Origin of the sequence: Enterobacter cloacae complex sp. BZL2005, assembly GCF_049238885.1 — a bacterium.
In the GTDB taxonomy this organism is placed as follows: Bacteria; Pseudomonadota; Gammaproteobacteria; order Enterobacterales; family Enterobacteriaceae; genus Enterobacter; species Enterobacter roggenkampii.
Genome location: NZ_JBMKGI010000002.1, coordinates 124913 through 142660 on the forward strand (window position 1 = coordinate 124913; position 17748 = coordinate 142660).

General features: G+C 59.2%; 15 protein-coding genes. 1 reads left to right on the forward strand and 14 read right to left on the reverse strand.

Annotation, left to right across the window (positions count from 1 at the left end):
• Window positions 1-93 precede the first annotated feature (93 nt).
• Together cutC and ACOTXI_RS04965 are read right to left on the reverse strand one after the other, a co-directional pair.
• On the reverse strand, window positions 94-837 hold the full coding sequence (gene cutC, locus ACOTXI_RS04960) for a copper homeostasis protein CutC (protein WP_058653400.1): 744 nt from the start codon (window positions 835-837) through the stop codon (window positions 94-96).
• 69 nt (window positions 838-906) lie between these two features.
• On the reverse strand, window positions 907-1476 hold the full coding sequence (locus ACOTXI_RS04965; RefSeq protein WP_058653403.1) for a VOC family protein: 570 nt from the start codon (window positions 1474-1476) through the stop codon (window positions 907-909).
• A 239-nt stretch (window positions 1477-1715) separates the two neighbouring features.
• Here ACOTXI_RS04965 and argS point away from each other — a divergent pair, with 239 nt between their 5' ends.
• Entirely contained in the window at window positions 1716-3449 is a 1734-nt protein-coding gene (gene argS, locus ACOTXI_RS04970; RefSeq protein WP_058653405.1) for an arginine--tRNA ligase, read from the forward strand.
• A gap of 58 nt (window positions 3450-3507) precedes the next feature.
• On the opposite strand, the gene flhE is transcribed toward argS, so the two are convergent.
• From flhE to ACOTXI_RS05030, 12 genes are all read right to left on the reverse strand, one after another.
• Complete coding sequence (flhE, locus tag ACOTXI_RS04975) at window positions 3508-3900, reverse strand: flagellar protein FlhE (protein WP_044596634.1); 393 nt, start codon at window positions 3898-3900, stop codon at window positions 3508-3510.
• Entirely contained in the window at window positions 3900-5978 is a 2079-nt protein-coding gene (gene flhA, locus ACOTXI_RS04980) for a flagellar biosynthesis protein FlhA (RefSeq protein WP_087855432.1), read from the reverse strand. The genes flhE and flhA overlap by 1 nt, the downstream gene beginning before the upstream one ends.
• Window positions 5971-7119 carry a flagellar biosynthesis protein FlhB gene (gene flhB, locus ACOTXI_RS04985; protein ID WP_021240449.1) on the reverse strand — a complete coding sequence of 383 codons (1149 nt, stop codon included), beginning with the start codon at window positions 7117-7119 and terminating at the stop codon, window positions 5971-5973. The genes flhA and flhB overlap by 8 nt, the downstream gene beginning before the upstream one ends.
• Window positions 7120-7267: 148 nt before the next feature.
• Window positions 7268-7912 carry a protein phosphatase CheZ gene (gene cheZ, locus ACOTXI_RS04990; protein WP_008500432.1) on the reverse strand — a complete coding sequence of 215 codons (645 nt, stop codon included), beginning with the start codon at window positions 7910-7912 and terminating at the stop codon, window positions 7268-7270.
• A 10-nt stretch (window positions 7913-7922) separates the two neighbouring features.
• A complete protein-coding gene (gene cheY, locus ACOTXI_RS04995) occupies window positions 7923-8312 on the reverse strand; it encodes a chemotaxis response regulator CheY (RefSeq protein WP_008500431.1) in 390 nt (129 codons plus the stop codon).
• Window positions 8313-8329: 17 nt separating this feature from the next.
• Window positions 8330-9379: a protein-glutamate methylesterase/protein-glutamine glutaminase gene (locus tag ACOTXI_RS05000; protein ID WP_008500430.1), complete on the reverse strand. Its 1050-nt coding sequence runs from the start codon at window positions 9377-9379 to the stop codon at window positions 8330-8332.
• The gene (gene cheR / locus ACOTXI_RS05005) at window positions 9376-10242 is read right to left on the reverse strand and encodes a protein-glutamate O-methyltransferase CheR (protein WP_008500429.1); all 867 of its coding nucleotides are present in this window, start codon (window positions 10240-10242) and stop codon (window positions 9376-9378) included. The genes ACOTXI_RS05000 and cheR overlap by 4 nt, the downstream gene beginning before the upstream one ends.
• Window positions 10243-10261: 19 nt before the next feature.
• Window positions 10262-11863 carry a methyl-accepting chemotaxis protein IV gene (tap, locus tag ACOTXI_RS05010; protein ID WP_058653408.1) on the reverse strand — a complete coding sequence of 534 codons (1602 nt, stop codon included), beginning with the start codon at window positions 11861-11863 and terminating at the stop codon, window positions 10262-10264.
• Between the two features lie 44 nt (window positions 11864-11907).
• Window positions 11908-13575: a methyl-accepting chemotaxis protein II gene (tar, locus tag ACOTXI_RS05015; RefSeq protein ID WP_058653411.1), complete on the reverse strand. Its 1668-nt coding sequence runs from the start codon at window positions 13573-13575 to the stop codon at window positions 11908-11910.
• Window positions 13576-13659: 84 nt separating this feature from the next.
• On the reverse strand, window positions 13660-14622 hold the full coding sequence (locus ACOTXI_RS05020) for a Csu type fimbrial protein (protein ID WP_025912281.1): 963 nt from the start codon (window positions 14620-14622) through the stop codon (window positions 13660-13662).
• Complete coding sequence (locus ACOTXI_RS05025) at window positions 14619-17003, reverse strand: fimbria/pilus outer membrane usher protein (RefSeq protein WP_058653413.1); 2385 nt, start codon at window positions 17001-17003, stop codon at window positions 14619-14621. The genes ACOTXI_RS05020 and ACOTXI_RS05025 overlap by 4 nt, the downstream gene beginning before the upstream one ends.
• A complete protein-coding gene (locus tag ACOTXI_RS05030; RefSeq protein ID WP_023344438.1) occupies window positions 16979-17737 on the reverse strand; it encodes a fimbrial biogenesis chaperone in 759 nt (252 codons plus the stop codon). Before ACOTXI_RS05030 ends, ACOTXI_RS05025 begins: the two co-directional genes overlap by 25 nt.
• Window positions 17738-17748: the final 11 nt, after the last annotated feature.

Below are 17748 nucleotides of genomic sequence, written 5' to 3' on the forward strand. Positions count from 1 at the left end.
GGAGAAAAAAAGGCCCCTGTGTAATTTGCAGGGGCCTGGTACAAGCAAGCATCATATTGGGCGACATGATGCGCGGTAAAAATCGGTACGTTGCTACACGTGATGGCGCTCAATCAGCGACTTCATTTCCGCAACCGACTCTCCCTCGACACCGTAGCGTGAATACTCATCCGCTTCAGCATCCGTCGACATTGACAATCCTGTATTGCGATAACGCATGGGTGACGGCATCCATTTGCCTGCCGAGCTGTGCAACTCTTCTACCCCGGCGTTTAAAAACCGTTCCAGATTGCTGGCACGGACTCCCGCACCCGCCATTATTATTGGAACACCGGAATGTGCTTTTAGTTCCGTAATTAATTGCAGTCCTTTTTCAGCGGACGGCTGTTGACCCGATGTCAGAATGCGCGCCACGCCAAGTTCTCCAAGCGTTTCAAAGGCCTGAAGCGGATCTTTACACATATCAAATGCGCGATGAAAAGTGACGGCGAGCCCCTGCGCTGCGCTCATGACCTGACGCATGCGCGGGAGGTCGATATTGCCGTCTTCATCCAGCAGGCCGGTGACCAGCCCGGGGAACCCCAGGTCGCGCACGAGGGCGATATCATCAAGCATGGCACCGAACTCGCCCGCCGTGTAACAAAAATCACCGCCGCGTGGACGAATAATCGGGTGAACGGGAATCGTGACGGCCTGACGGGCAGCCTTCAGCACGCCGTAAGCAGGCGTCAGCCCGCCCTCTTTGGGTGCCGCACACAGTTCAATGCGGTCAGCTCCGTAATTTTGCGCGGTGACGGCACACTCCACGCTGTAACAGCAAATCTCCAGCAGCGCCATGTAATCCTCCTTAAATTCCACCAAACGAACCATCATGACATGCCGTCTGTTTTCAGTCCCGGCGGGAACTCACATCTCTTGCGCCTCACTGTCAACGATTTGCTCAATGGTCGAGGGATGAAACTTCACCGTGACCTGCCCGTCCGTGACGGCCAGCGTCGGGTTGGGTAACCGCTCTCGTTCGCCTTTGGGCGAACTGGTCTTCACAAAAATCCCCGGCTGGCTTAAGCCTTCGTCAGCTAACAGGGCCAGCGCGCGCGCGTTTAATGTCTCCGGCTCACCCGGCAGGACAATTTCAATGTGCTCCCACCCTTCGTGCGGATAGCGCTTCTCGCCCGGCCACGGCAGTTCAACCACGGTGAATTGCCAGTGGGCCACGTTCACCGGCTCACGCAGCCTGAACAGGCAGATGGGGCGACCGTTAATGATATTCTCGGACAGTAACTCGCCGCACTGTTCAAATCCGCGACGCCAGCGCTCTGCGGTAGCATTCTGATGGCAGCGCAAAGAGATGTGATCGGCCTCGAGCGGCGCGATATCCAGGCCGAGACGGGTGGCAAGTTCTGTGAACGCCTGGGTGAAGCGCGGTAAATCTGCGGAAATATCATGCAGTTCGTCAATGGATTGCCAGTTCGCCATAAGTCACTCTCTTTTCGTGTCGCAAAGCCGCTAATTTACTCTGTTGCTCTGTTTTGACCAACCGCAGAATCCGGCTTTTTACGACTGCATGTTTATGCACACCTTCTTAGCCTGGATTCTGAGCAATCTTCAGGCCCCGCGATGCTGACGGCAGAAGGCATTTGCAGTATACTCCCGCCCTAAATTCTCTAACTGGCGCGGGTGGTTGTGAGCCCGCATCAAAAAAGTAAGGTATCCAGGTGAATATTCAGGCTCTTCTCTCCGAAAAAGTCAGTCAGGCACTGATTGCCGCAGGCGCGCCTGCGGATTGCGAACCGCAGGTTCGTCAGTCAGCAAAAGTACAGTTTGGCGACTATCAGGCTAATGGCGTGATGGCAGTGGCTAAAAAACTGGGTATGCCGCCGCGACAGCTCGCTGAGCAGGTACTGACGCATCTGGATCTCGCCGGCATTGCCAGCAAAACCGAAATCGCCGGCCCGGGCTTTATCAACATCTTCCTTGAGCCTGCCTTCCTGGCAAGCCACGTTGACGCGGCGCTGAAATCCGATCGTCTGGATGTTTCCCAGCCGGAAGCGCAGACCGTCGTGATCGACTACTCTGCCCCGAACGTGGCGAAAGAGATGCACGTTGGCCACCTGCGCTCCACCATCATCGGTGATGCCGCGGTGCGTACGCTCGAGTTCCTCGGTCACAAGGTGATCCGCGCGAATCACGTGGGCGACTGGGGTACCCAGTTCGGGATGCTGATTGCTTACCTGGAAAAACAGCAGCAGGAAAACGCAGGCGAAATGGCGCTGGCGGACCTGGAAGGGTTCTATCGCGAAGCCAAAAAGCACTATGACGAAGACGAAGCCTTTGCCGAGCGCGCGCGCAGCTACGTGGTAAAACTGCAGGGCGGCGATCAATACTTCCTCGAGATGTGGCGCAAGCTGGTTGACATCACCATGTCGCAGAACCAGCTTACCTATAACCGTCTGAACGTCACCCTGACCCGTGATGACGTAATGGGTGAAAGCCTGTACAACCCAATGCTGCCCGGCATTGTGGCTGACCTGAAAGCGAAAAACCTGGCGGTGGAGAGCGAAGGCGCAACGGTGGTGTTCCTTGATGAGTACAAAAACAAGGAAGGTGAACCGATGGGCGTGATCATCCAGAAAAAGGATGGCGGCTATCTCTACACCACGACCGACATTGCCTGCGCGAAATACCGTTACGAAACGCTGCATGCCGACCGCGTGCTGTACTACATCGACTCCCGTCAGCACCAGCACCTGATGCAGGCGTGGACCATCGTGCGTAAAGCCGGGTACGTACCGGACAGCGTTCCGCTGGAACACCACATGTTCGGCATGATGCTGGGTAAAGACGGCAAGCCGTTCAAAACCCGCGCGGGCGGGACCGTGAAGCTCTCCGACCTGCTGGACGAAGCGCTGGAACGCGCCCGTCGTCTGGTGGCCGAGAAGAATCCGGACATGCCGGCCGACGAGCTGGAAAAACTGGCGAACGCCGTAGGTATCGGCGCGGTGAAATACGCGGACCTGTCCAAGAACCGTACCACCGACTACATCTTCGACTGGGATAACATGCTGGCGTTTGAAGGCAACACCGCGCCATACATGCAGTACGCTTACACCCGCGTGCTGTCGGTCTTCCGCAAAGCCAATATCGACGAAAGCGTGCTGGCGAATGCCACCGTGACCATCACGGAAGATCGTGAAGCGCAGCTGGCGGCGCGTCTGCTGCAGTTCGAAGAGACGCTGACCGTGGTCGCACGTGACGGCACGCCGCACGTGATGTGTGCTTACCTGTACGATCTGGCGGGTCTGTTCTCCGGCTTCTACGAACACTGCCCTATTCTCTCTGCGGAGAATGAATCGGTCCGCAACAGCCGCCTGAAGCTGGCGCAGCTGACGGCGAAGACCCTGAAGCTGGGTCTGGATACTCTGGGTATCGAAACCGTAGAACGTATGTAATACAAAAAACCCGGCAATCGCCGGGTTTTGTTTTTTTGCAGTCCTGACAATTCAACCGTCAGCGGTAGTTCACGATGACAGAATTACTCTGCACCTTCAGCGCCGGGATCAAACGTCCCCCGCCCGGCACTTCCCAGATGAAACGCAAAGGTTCAATAGCCGGCACGCCGTTGAACGCCTGCGTTGTTCCATTTTCGCCGTCGATTTCCGTGCAGCGCGTCTGAGAGCAGAGGCGCACCCGCAGGCCCGCTGGCGTTGGGCCAATCAGCCGGTAGTTCCAGACCACCAGACCCATCAGACCGGAAACCTCTTCAGCAGGCGCCAGCGGGTTAGACGACATGGCAACACCGCGGTTGCTGAGGGTCACCCCCATGCTGCTCGCCTGCCAGGCGCCTCCCCCGGCAGCCTGCGCCGCCAGCGGGAAGAGCAACATCCAAAGCCATTTACGCATTATTTTCCTCCAATCGTCGCGGTCATGCGGATATGACGGTTATCCGACAGCTCCAGATTCGACAGCACGACCAGCTGGCTCAGGCTGCGGCGCAGGAAGCGGGACAGCAGCGGACGCAGCGCGTGGTTCACCAGCAGCACCGGCGGCGCGCCGAGCATCTCCTGACGCGCCAGCGCCTCCTGGGTTTGCGCCAGCAGACGGTCGGCCAGGCCCGGCTCCAGGCCGCCGCCGCCCTGCAGGGCCTGCAGCAGCAGACGCTCAAGCGGCGTATCGAGGCCGATCACCTGCACTTCCCCGGTTCCCGGGAACCACTGCTGGGTAATGGCGCGTCCCAGCGCCACGCGCACCACCGCCGTCAGCTCGTGCGGATCGCTCTGGATTGGCGCGTGCTCTGCCAGCGTTTCCAGAATGGTGCGCATATCGCGGATCGGCACCTTCTCGTCGAGCAGGTTTTGCAGCACCTTGTGCAGCGTGGTTAAGGTCAGCACGCCCGGAACCAGATCTTCCGTCAGCTTCGGCATCTCCTGCGTGACGCGGTCCAGAAGCTGCTGCGCTTCCTGACGGCCAAACAGCTCCGCCGAGAATTGCCCAATCAGGTGGTTAAGGTGGGTTGCCACCACGGTACTGGCTTCAACAACCGTGTAACCCTGGATCTGCGCCTGCTCTTTCAGCGCGCTTTCAATCCAGATCGCGGCCAGACCAAAGGCCGGATCGATGGTTTGCTCGCCCGGCAGCGTGCCTGCGGCGGTGCCGGGGTTAATCGCCAGCCAGCGGCCCGGATAGGCATCACCGCTGCCAATTTCAACGCCTTTCATCAGGATGCGATAGCGCGCGGGCGGCAGGTCCATATTGTCGCGGATGTGTACCACCGGCGGCAGGAAGCCCATGTCCTGGGCGAATTTTTTACGGATACTGCGGATACGGCCGAGCAGCTCGCCGTCCTGCTGGAAATCGACCATCGGGATCAGGCGATACCCGACTTCCATTCCCAGAGAATCCTCCAGCTGAACGTCGTTCCAGGTCGCTTCGACGGCCTGATTATTCTCCGGCATTTTGACCGGAAGAGGTTCCGCTGCCGGTTTGGTTTCACGGCCACGCATCCACCAGGCAAGGCCCAGCAGCGCCGCCGTAAACAGCAGGAAGACGAGGTTTGGCATACCCGGCACCAGACCGAGCAACCCGAGCACCACCGCGGCCAGCAGCATCACGCGCGGGTTACTGAACAACTGGCCCACCATCTGCTCGCCAACGTCCTGATCGGTGCTCACGCGGGTCACGATGACACCCGCCGCAGTGGAGATCACCAGCGCCGGGATCTGCGCGACCAGACCGTCACCGATGGTCAGCAGCGTGTAGCTTTCCGCCGCGTGGCCCATGTCCATCCCGTGCTGCAATACGCCCACCAGCAGGCCGCCGACCACGTTAATCACCATGATCAGAATGCCCGCGATGGCGTCACCGCGCACAAACTTACTCGCACCGTCCATGGATCCGTAGAAGTCCGCTTCCTGCGTCACTTCCGCACGGCGCTTTTTGGCTTCATCTTCGGCGATTAGCCCGGCGTTCAGGTCGGCGTCGATCGCCATCTGCTTGCCCGGCATTCCGTCCAGCACAAATCGCGCGCCCACTTCCGCAATACGCCCTGCACCTTTGGTGATAACCATAAAGTTGATGATCACGAGGATGACGAACACCACGATCCCGATAGCGAAATTACCGCCCACCAGGAAGTGGCCGAACGCTTCCACCACTTTACCTGCCGCTGCCGCCCCGGTGTGGCCTTCCATCAGGATGATACGCGTGGACGCCACGTTCAGCGCCAGTCGCAGCAGGGTGGTAAACAGCAGAATGGTCGGGAACGCGGCGAACTCCAGGGTACGCTGGGTGAACATCGCCACCAGCAGCACCATAATGGACAGCGCGATATTGAAAGTGAAAAGCAGGTCGAGGATGAACGCCGGGAGCGGCAGTACCATCATCGACAGAATTAGCAGGATCAGAATCGGCCCGGCCAGGATCTGCCATTGGGTCGATTTCAGGTTGCCGGGCAGGCGCAACATTGCCACCAGATTAGCCATCAGTGTCCTTCTCGTTCATAAAATCCAGCGCGGCAGGCACCGGAAGGTTCTCAGGTTTCACAGGCCGTTGACCGCCGGCCAGACGCCAGCGCTTCAACTGCCATACCCAGGCCAGCACTTCCGCCACGGCGGCGTAGAGTTGTCCGGGGATCTGTTGTCCAATATCCGCATGGCGGTACAGGGCACGCGCCAGCGGAGGGGCTTCGAGGATCGGCACGCGGTGTTCGGTGCCAATTTCACGGATACGCAGCGCGATCAGTCCCGCCCCTTTCGCCACCACTTTCGGCGCGCTCATTTTGTTTTCGTCATAGCGCAGCGCAACGGAATAGTGTGTCGGGTTGGTAACGATGACGTCGGCCTTTGGCACATCGTCCATCATGCGGCGACGGGCGGCGGCACGTTGCATCTGGCGGATGCGCCCCTTCACGTGCGGGTCACCTTCCATCTGCTTATATTCGTCACGGATATCCTGACGCGACATCCGCAGCTTCTTGAAGTGGGTATAGAGCTGGAAGATCACGTCAAAACCCACCATCGGGATAATGCTGAGCACCACCAGCAGCGCGCAGAGCCCGACCAGATTCAGCGCGTTGCTCATCGCGGTGAGCGGCGACTCGCTGATAAGACGCATCATTTCCGGCCAGTGGTACCAGAGGTAAAACCCCGCGGAGCTGCCCATCAGCACCGATTTGAGAATGGCTTTGAGCAGCTCGGCCCCGGTCTGGGCAGAGAACATTTTCGCAATACCCGGCAGCGGGTTGAGTTTGGAAAATTTCGGCTGCAGCGATTTGGCGCTGAAGACCAGACCGCCGAGCATCACCGGCGAGACCAGCGCGACCAGCACAACCCCGGTAATGAGGGGCAGCAGCGCAACCATGGCCCCTTTAATCAGCTGAATAATCTGGCTGAGGATCAGATTCGGATCGTTGACCATACTGTGGTCAAAACGTAAGCCGGTTGAGAGCATGCCCGCCAGCTTGCGGGCGAGCGACTCCCCGCCCCACCAGATAATGCACACCCCTACGATAAGGATCAGCAGGGAGGTCAATTCTCGGGATCGGGGGATCTGCCCTTCCTCACGCGCCTTTTCTAGTCGGTGGGGTGTGGGGGCTTCCGTTTTGTCGTCGTTCTCTTCTGCCACTGTGCACGCTCAGCCCATTACGTCACGGGTATCATGCCAGCGCAGCGGAAATCCAATGGCGGGAAAAGCCCGTTTATTCGGGCTCTTTTCGGTGATTTTGTCGCAAACCGCCCCAGGCGGCGTTACCCCCCTGAAGCGGAATGGACCATCAGAAGCCGAGGCTGTCCAGCAGGTCGTCCACCTGATCCTGGCTTGCCACCACGCCCGCCTTGCTGGCGTCGAGCTGTGGACCATTGAGCAGGCTTTCGTTCTCGCGTTTTGGACGGGCTGCCGGTTCCGGGATGTTCTCCAGCAGCACCATCAGCAGCTGGCGCTCAATCTCCTGGATCACATCCATCATGCGCTTGATCACCTGACCGGTCAGGTCCTGGAAATCCTGCGCCATCATGATGTCCAGCAGCTGGGCGTTGGTGAAGCTGGTGTGGCCGGGCACATCCCCCAGGAACTGACGGGTGTCGGTCACCAGTTCGCGGGCATCCGCCAGCTCGATTGGGTTCTCAAACCACTCGTCCCAGCGTTTGGTCAGCGCTTTCGCACCCTTTTCCATCGCATCCTGGTGCGGTTGTGACGCTTCAACGCTGTTCAGCGCACGTTCCGCGGCCTGAGCGGTCATCTGCACGACGTAGTCCAGACGATCGCGCGCATCAGGAATCGCTTCCGCCGCTTCGGCAATTGCCTGATCCAGACCCAGCTCACGCAGGCTGTCACGCAACATGCGCGTCAGGCTGCCGATGCGGACGATAATGTCGCTCGGCGAGTGTTCTTCAACGGGTTTCATAGCAGGTTGCATCATAACCAACACCTCACATGCCGAGTTTCTCGAAGATCTTACCGAGCTTCTCTTCCAGGGTCGCCGCCGTGAATGGCTTCACCACGTAGCCGCTTGCGCCCGCCTGTGCAGCGGCAATGATGTTCTCTTTTTTCGCTTCTGCCGTGACCATCAGAACCGGCATGGACGCCATTCCCGCATCAGCACGAATGGTTTTCAGCAGTTCCAGACCGTCCATGTTTGGCATGTTCCAGTCGGAGATCACAAAACCAAACCCGCCCGCCTGCAGCTTGTTCAGCGCATCCACGCCGTCTTCTGCTTCTTCAACGTTATTGAAGCCCAGCTCTTTCAGCAGGTTGCGCACAATGCGACGCATGGTGGAAAAGTCATCCACAACCAAAAACTTAAGCTCTTTATCCGCCATAAAATAATACTCCTGAGTCAAATACGTATTGCCTGTCCGGCACTGATTTTCGCCAGCATCTGCTGGCTTACCTGGCTAAGATCGACCACTTCGCTCACGCCACCCATATTGATGGCCTCGCGCGGCATGCCGAACACCACACAACTTGCTTCATTCTGCGCAATCGTCCAGGCGCCAGCCTGGTGCATTGCAAGCATTCCGGCGGCCCCGTCGTTGCCCATCCCCGTCAGGATCACCCCCACGGCGTTGCGCCCCGCATGTTTCGCCACCGAATGAAACAGCACATCCACCGACGGACGGTGCCGGTTGACCGGCGGTCCGTCATGAATTTTGATTTGATAGTTAGCGCCGCTGCGCGCCAGTTCCATATGCTTGTCGCCAGGGGCGATATAGGCATGTCCCGGCAGCACGCGCTCGCCGTCTTCCGCCTCTTTCACGCTGATCTGGCACAGCTTGTTCAGGCGTTCGGCGAACGAACGGGTAAAGCCTGGCGGCATATGCTGCGTGATCAGAATACCCGGACTTGAGAGCGGCAATGGCTGGAGTACATGACGAATTGCCTCTGTTCCTCCGGTTGACGCGCCAATGACCAGCAGTTTTTCCGAACTGAGTAAGGGACCGGCCTTCAGGGTCGCAGGCGCGGCCATCGGCGTATGGGCGGCAAGCTTTGCCCGCGACGCGGTGCGGATCTTCTCGGCGATCATCTCGCTGTACGCCAGCATCCCCTCGCGAATGCCGAGCTGCGGCTTGGTGACAAAGTCCACCGCTCCCAGCTCCAGCGCGCGCAGGGTGATTTCCGATCCTTTCCCGGTCAGGGAGGAGACCATCACCACCGGCATGGGCCGCAGCCGCATTAATTTTTCGAGGAAATCTATGCCATCCATGCGCGGCATCTCGACATCCAGCGTTAGCACGTCGGGGTTATATTTTTTAATTAAATCCCGCGCTACGAGCGGATCGGGGGCGGTTGCCACCATCTCCATGTCGCTGTGGCTATTGATAATTTCAGTCATGATCTGACGCATCAGCGCTGAATCATCGACGGACAATACCCTGATTTTACTCATGCTTTTTCCTTACTCAGCGCATATACCGTTTGCCCACGCAGGCTAAACTCACGCACAAGGTTGCTGAAGTTTTCCGAGTGCCCGGCAAACAGTAAACCGTCAGGCTTGAGCAACGGAACAAACCGACGCAAAATGTCCTGTTGCGTCGTTTTATCAAAATAGATCATGACGTTACGGCAAAAAATGGCGTCGAACGGCCCCGGCACGTTGTACTGCTTATCCAGCAGGTTAACGGGCGCGAATTCGACGCAGTTCGCCAGCTCCTGGCGTACGCGTACCAGGCCTTCATGCGGGCCCGTGCCGCGCATGAAATAACGCTGCAGCTGCTGCGGCGACAGCGTTTTCAGTTCATCCTGGCGATAAACACCGTTACGCGCCTTCTCCAGCACTTCGGTATCGATATCGCTGGCGTAGACCTTCCAGCGTCCCGGCGCCATCCCCAGCGTATCGGCAAGGGTGATCGCCAGCGAGTACGGCTCTTCCCCCGTCGAGGCGGCCGCACTCCAGACGCGATACTCCCCGGTGCGCCGGCGCGCATGCTCGGCCAGGACCGGGAAGTGGTGGGCTTCACGGAAAAACGCCGTCAGGTTGGTGGTTAACGAGTTAATAAAAGCCTGCCACTCGGCGCTGTTCTGGTTCGCCTCGAGCATGCTCAGATAGCGACCAAAATCATCCAGCCCCAGCGTACGCAAGCGCCGCACCAGACGGTTGTAGACCATGTCCCGCTTATGATCCGCAAGCACGATCCCCGCACGCTGGTAGATTAACTGACATATCCGACGAAAATGCGCGTCGGACAGCGCGAGGCGCTGTGTCATCTGCAACAATAATGACGTTTGCCCAGGGGGCATTGGTGATGTCATAGCGCCTTCTTAATTACATTCAGGATACAACTGGCACGGCCTGCGACCGCCCGACTTCTGTTACTGCTTCAACGTGCTCTTTCACATTAAATACCGCGACCAGCCCGGTCAGACGATCCGCCTGGCTGGCCAGCTGATCGGTTGCCGCTGCCGCTTCCTCAACTAACGAGGCGTTCTGTTGCGTCACCTGATCCATCTGGGTGACCGCCTGAGCAACCTGCTCAATCCCGCGACGCTGTTCATCCGACGCCGAGGCAATCTCGCCCATGATGTCGTTCACCCGCGTCACCGAGGTGACGATTTCGTGCATGGTTTGTGCCGCCGTATCCACCAGGGCAGAGCCTTGCTGAACCCGTGACACCGATTCTTCAATCAGCACCTTAATTTCTTTCGCCGCGTTGGCGCTGCGGCTCGCCAGGTTACGCACCTCACCCGCCACCACCGCAAACCCGCGCCCCTGCTCCCCGGCACGCGCGGCTTCAACGGCAGCATTCAGCGCCAGAATGTTGGTCTGGAATGCGATACCGTCAATCACGCTGATGATGTCACCAATTTTCTGTGAACTGGTGGCGATCTCCTGCATGGTGCTGGCGACATGGGACGCCTGGTCGCCGCCCTTCTTCGCCGTCATCGCCGCCTGTTTTGACAGGTCAGACGCCTGACGCGCGTTATCGGCGTTCTGGCTAACCGTCGCGGTCAGCTGCTCCATGCTGGCTGCCGTCTGCGCCAGCGAGGCCGCCTGCTGCTCGGTGCGGGATGAGAGATCGTTGTTACCCGCCGCAATCTCTGAGATCCCGGTGTGCATGGCATAACTGCCCTGACGCACGTCGGATACCGTTTCCCGCAGCGATCCCTGCATCGCCTTCAGGCTGGCAAAAATCGCCGAAATTTCGTTTTTGCCGAACACCGCCACCGGACGCGCCAGGTTGCCTTTCGCAATGCTGTCGAAGTGGCTGCTGATAATCGCCAGCGGCTGCACAATCATTTTGCGTGACCAGAGCAGCGCGGCGCCGGTCAGCAAGCCCGCCAGAATCACCATCACGCCGAAGATGACGCCCGACATGTGATAGCTGGTGCGGCTTGCTTCACCGGCGCGCAGAACAGACTGATTGATATCCTGCTGCCATGCGTCAAAGCTGCCGTCAAACGCCGCCTGTGAGGCCTGAACCGGCGCGGTCATAAAGTCCGACAGCTGGTTGTTCTCAAGCCACGTCGCCTGATGGTCGAGATCGCTGTACCACTGTTCAAAATGGGTCTTCATGGCGGCCTTCAGCGCTTTCTCTTTCTCGCTGCCAGTGGCCTGTGCCGCAAAGGCCTTAAACTGTGCGTCAGCCTGTTTCAGGCTGTCGCGCGCGGTGGCCATCAGCGCCTTAATGTCATCCGGCGGATAACTTAGCGCGGTTAAGGTTCCCGCCTTGTTCAGCGCAGTGCTTGCCTGCAACAGCACGGCACGGGTTTGTGCCAGTGCGGAGCGCTGCTGATTACTCGTCTCAACGTCCTGCAAATTCTGATAGCCATCGCGAAACGCCCAAAAAGACAACCCGTTACTGCCAACCTGCAACACACCGCAAAGGATCAGTATCAAAAACAGTGTGGTCGAGATACGAATACGATTTAACATCCACGCTCCCATCAAGCGGCAAGCAGCCGCGGTTTAATTGTCAGTCAAAATGTTTCCCAGTTTTCATCTTGTCCGGTCGTCGCGGTACGCGTACGGTTGGCAGCCGTTTCAGCGGCTGGCGCGCGGTACGTCGCCTGCGGGGTGACCGTGTTTCCAGCGAGTGAAGCGAGACGAAACGCCGAGACGGCCATCTTCAGACGGCTCACCTGGTCTTCCAGGGCAGCGGCCGCCGCAGCGGACTCCTGCACCAGGGCGGCGTTTTGCTGTGTCACGCGATCCATTTCCGATACCGCCAGGGCAACCTGGTCGATACCACGACTCTGCTCATCAGACGCAGAGGCGATTTCACCCATGATGTCCGTCACGCGGGTGACGGCATTCACGATGTCATTCATGGTCTCCCCGGCGCTTTCCACCAGCACGGAGCCGGTATCGACGCGGGAGACGGAATCTTCAATCAGCGATTTGATCTCTTTTGCCGCGTTGGCGCTGCGGCTGGCCAGGTTGCGCACTTCCCCGGCCACCACGGCAAACCCGCGTCCCTGTTCGCCCGCGCGCGCCGCTTCCACGGCGGCGTTCAGCGCCAGAATGTTGGTCTGGAAGGCAATGCCGTCGATAACGCTGATGATGTCGGCGATTTTCTTCGAGCTCTCGGCGATGTCGTGCATGGTTTTCACTACGCCATCCACCACGCGGCCGCCGCGCTGCGCCGTCTCGGAGGCGCTTTCCGCCAGCTGAGACGCCTGGCGGGCGTTATCGGCGTTCTGCTTCACGGTCGCGGTGAGCTGCTCCATGCTGGCCGCCGTCTCTTCCAGGGCGGACGCCTGCTGTTCAGTGCGCGATGAGAGGTCGTTATTGCCCATCGCAATTTCGCTGGTGCCGGTATAGATGGCATCCGTGCCGCTACGCACGTTGGCGACGGTATCGATAAGCGAACGCTGCATATGGTCAACGCTGTTTGCCAGCTCGGTGATCTCATTGCGCCCGGACACGGTCAGCGTTTTGGTCAGGTCACCGCCGGCAATGTCACGAATATGGGCGATGACGCGACCGAGAGGGTTCAGCAGGATATGGCGAATGCCGTACCAGACCGCGATCAGCACAATGACCAGCGCCAGCGCCAGCACCGCCATCTGCCATTTCGCAAAGCGGTAGTCATTCTGGCTTTCAGCAAACGCGGAGTGATACAGATCGCCACTGACCTTTGCATATTCCCCCAGCGCCGCGCCGAGGGCGTTTTGCATCCCCTGCGTCGGCTGCGCGAAATAGGCGTCCATGTTGCCGCTCTCCAGGAACTGAATCAGCTCTGCCAGACCGGCATGGTAGGCGTTGTATTTTTCGTCGATATTCTGGCTCACCTGCTCCATCGCAGGCTGCGGGGTGATTTTCTTAAAGGCCTCGTAATGCTTTGCGGCATCCGCAAGTGTCGCCCGGGCATTTTTCAGCAGATCGGTTTTCGCGCTGCTCTGCTGATTGTTGGGATCCATCATCATGCGCGCGGACGAGCGGCTCAGGTTGATACGCGTTTGCAGCATCAGATCCCACGTTGAGGTGAGTTCACTCTGCTGCAGGCGGAGATCGTTCGAGGCCGCGAAGCTGTCCTGGTTTTGTTTTAATGACGAGAAAAAAAGCCCGCCGGAGATAAGCTGAAGTAGTGCGAAAATGACCAGCACCATCATAAGCATTGTGACAACGCGGATACGGTTCAACATACAACACCTTCTCATAGATTTATTAACGGTGTTATCGGCACAGCCAACAGGAACTTTACATTTGAGAAAGGGAAAAGCGCGGGGTTAGAAAGCCACGTCGACAATCAGCGTATCGGTGTAGGTTCCGGCGGGTGGCGTGGCCTGATTAGTTAGCACTTTCGCGGTGTAGTTGTAGGTACGCAGTAAACCGTCGGCACTGACCTGCGACGACGTCGCGCTGGTCCAGCGTTCGCTGCCGCTGCCGCCCCAGCGGTTACCCGTGGCTTCTTTGTAGATGTCATAACTGAGGTAGTTACTGCCGCTTACCATCCGGCGCACGTTATTCAGCGCGTTAGCACCGTTGTTAATGCCGATGGTATAGGTACTGCCTTTGGTACAGGTGACGGCAATCGCCTGTGAGACGGTGGGGAAACTTTGTACCAGCGGCGCGCTGTTGAAGTTGACGTCCGGCGTGGTCATGGCGCTACAGTCGTTGGTGACGGTCATATCCAACAGGATGGTGGTTGTTGAGGTCCCCGTCTGGGCATTCGTACAAAGGCTTCCAACACCGAAGGCACAGACGCTGTAGCTGATGCTGAAGGTCAACTGCACCTGGTAGGGACCGGCAGTGACGTTTTGTCCAGCGACGGTGCGAAAATAGAGCGGAATGTTATACTGCCTTGTCCCCAGCAGCCCCAGCAAGGTATTCCCGCTCCAGGTATACGTTTTACTTATCTGCACCTCGCTGCTGCTCGCACAAGCCGATAATCCGCACAGCCGGGTGGGGATTACGTCCGTAATGGCGGCATTATCCGTACGTTTCATGGTCGCGCGACTGTTGCCCGAGACTGACGCCGCGGTGTAGCTCAGGGTCACCGAATCGTTGGTCAGAACGTTGAGCACGGTATCACACGCCACAACAAGCCTGCCGGTGGTTTCAACCTCCCCGGTTCCGCTGAGCGCGAACGAGGTGACGCTGCCAAACGACGCATTAACCGTACTGACGGTACACGCCGCCCAGCCGCCGCCGGAGAATAGCAACAGCATCAACAGCAGCAGACGCTTCATGGCGCCTCCCGACACACCAGCGGACCGTAGGTTTGCAGCTTGTGCTCCGGGTTGGCTCCCACGGTCAGGGTGACCTTGCAGCGTTTTCCGTCAGGCGCGATCACCTCCAGCGGATTCACATCGCTAAGGTTTTCCAGCCAGGCAATACCGTCATACCCCACCACCGCATTGCTGCGCGAGGCACGCCGGACCTGGCTTCCCACCGGCAGCGCCTGGCCGCGCGCATCGTGGAGGATGACGCTTGCCACCCTCTCCTGCTCCATCGGGAAATCGACCAGATAGCCGCTGTGACGCCGAATTGCAATTCGCCGCTCGGTCTCTTTCAGCCGGGTGTCCGCCGGCAGGTTCAGGGTATCAATGCGGTAGCTTGCCGGGTAATACGCCGACACCCCGCTGACCAGCAGGTAACCGTTGTTATTCGTTTTGCCAACGGGCTGGTTCTCATAGCTGACGGGCACGTCCGGATGGCCGTCGGTACTGATGACCACAAACGCATCGTTGATCTTATTCGCCGCGAACAGCTCGCCATCCATCAGAACAATCGCGCCCATCGCCTCGCCCCACCAGGTCATCATGTCCCTTTCGCCGTAGCCGCCGCCCTGCAGTTCAATATTGTTATTACGCCAGCCCAGCGTGCCCTGCTGATAGTCACTGGATTTTGACTGGTTGGCCCAGGCCATGTTCCAGCTAAAGCCGCCGTCAGACGGCATGGAATGGTTGTAGTTAATGCGCTGGGTGTTGCCCGCATCCGGGGCGTTTTCGACGGTGAACGCGGCGCTGTCGCGTGCCCCCAGCGGCACCTGCAGCGACAGCGCGACCGTCCAGTCTCCCCGCTGCTGGTCCCGGCTCCCGGCGAGGTAAATACTGCTCGCGCCCCACAAATTACGGCTCCATGAGAGATTAAGCAGCTCGGTTTTTTGACTGTCAAAACTCTCCACGCCAATCCAGGCTGCGCCGATGTTGCCGTACTGTCCCAGGTTGAAGGTCAGAGAATACTGGTCCGTATTGCGGCTGAAGCTGGCGATGGGTTTATCGTTCTCGTCATACACCGTAGGCTGGTCGTAGAGGGCCAGATTGCCAAAGCCGCGGTCCCGACGCGTGTGCTGGGTGGCCACGCTGAACTCGCTGGTGCTGTACTGGTAACCCCAGCTGATTTGCCCGCCCGCCTCCCCGCGCATGCGGCTTTGCGAGTAAGAGGTATTCACCACGCCAAACTGGCCGAGTTTAATCACCGTCCCAGCCCCGCCCAGTGCCAGCGCCTCCGCCCCTTCGGCATGACCCTCCAGCGTCAGCCAGTCCGTCACCCCGTAGCGATACGAACCGCTGCCTGCCGCCGGGCCGTAGTCAAAATTCTTGATACCGTAATTACGCCGCAGGCTGCCCAGCGTCACGGCGCCGTCGCTCAGCCCTTTTTTGAGCAGGTCGCTGGAGACGTAAAACGGCAGCGTGGTGCTGACCTGGCGCCCTAATGCATCCGTCGTGACCAGTACCGCATCCCCGGCGCCGTTGATATAGGGCAGATTGGTCAGGGTGAAGGGGCCCGGCTGAAGCTGGGTTGAGCCGGACCGATAGCCGTTGATAAAGAGATCAACCGAGGTGGGTACCGCCGCTTCCCCCGCGAATTCGGGCAGCGGCCACGTCACCAGGTCAGGGCGCAGGGAGAAATCCCGCCCGACGCTGATCCCTCCCATCCGCACGCTGGAGCTCCAGCTCAGGGCATCGCTGATCACGTCCCCGACGCTCCAGCTCATTGCGTCATCCTCATTCGTGAACAGCAGGGTCGTGTCATAGCGGACATACCCTTCCTGCTGACCGTCGTTACCGGTGAAATTTTCCCGGGCATAGCCGGTGGAGGAAAACGAGCCGTTCTCATTGAAATAGCGGAATTCATGCCAGAGGGACGCCTGTCCGCCGATATGCTCCGTGTGGTTGGTGTAGAGATCGTAATTGAGCAGCGCGCCGCGCCCGAAGTGCGGTTTGGCCTGCGCCGTTTGCGCGCCGAACGGCGTCACGCGGGATGCAACCCAGTCCCGGGGAACGGTCAGCAGCAGGCGCTGTCCGGCGCTGTCGTACTCCACCCGAACCTGAGAAAGCGATGAGAGATTCACCTCTCCGGCAGGAACATGTTCTGGGGGCAGCCCCGCGCGCAGCAGGTCAGCGCTGGAGATAAAGAAAGTGCCTTTGCGCTGCGTCACGGGCACGACCAGACCGGTATCGTAGTGGTTGAGCACGAGGGCAAGCTGGAAGACCGCTTCATCATGTATCGCCTGTGCCTGGGGCGGCGGCGGAAGGCTGTCATCGCCGGACTCAGCCCAGGTCGCGGAACTGACGCAAAGCAGTATCATCATCGCCGGCTTCAGTTGACGGGCGTCGACTGCCATTGTGCGTCCCTGGCATTAATCTGCGCGCTCATCCGCTCTGGCTGACGAACGCCTGCGGGTATCGGCCAGCTGCGGGTGCTGCCGGGAAGTACGTAACCCAGCAATCCCTCCGCGACCGTGCGTTTCTGCCCTCCCTGCTCCAGCGCCACCTGGCTCAGCCTGACATGGACATCCCCCCGATTCCGAACCTCCAGTACCGGCTGCCCATCCGCTCGCGTCACCCGCCAGCTCAGGTTCCGGGTCTCCACCAGCGCGTGATGCGCCCCCTCTTTTATTGTCGGGATCCCCTGGCCATACACAAACAGCGGAATGGAGTAACGCATCTGCAACTTGAGGCCGATGGCGGGTTCGGCTTTGGCATCAGGCTGAGGAATTTCATCCACGATAATGCGGTAGGCCTGTTCGACGCCTGCGGGAACGGGGGCCTGCTTAATAAGACGGATAAGCTGCTTGCTGCCTGTGCCAATCGTGACGATGGGCGGGCTGGCGACCACATCCTGCTGCGCGGTGTAGCGCTCGTGTCCGTCCTCCTGCTTCCAGCGCACAATGCGCACCTGCATCGTGGTGGCGCTGTTTCCCTGGTTCTGGATCCACAGCTCCGTGGCGTTGGCGTCTGCCGCAAGCCACGGGTCGATAGGCCAGAGCAGAATGGTGGCAGCCGCCTGCGCCTGACCGGTTGCCACAGCCATTCCCAACGCGCCCGCCAGACAAACAGGTCTGAAAACTGGCTTCATCAACACTCTCC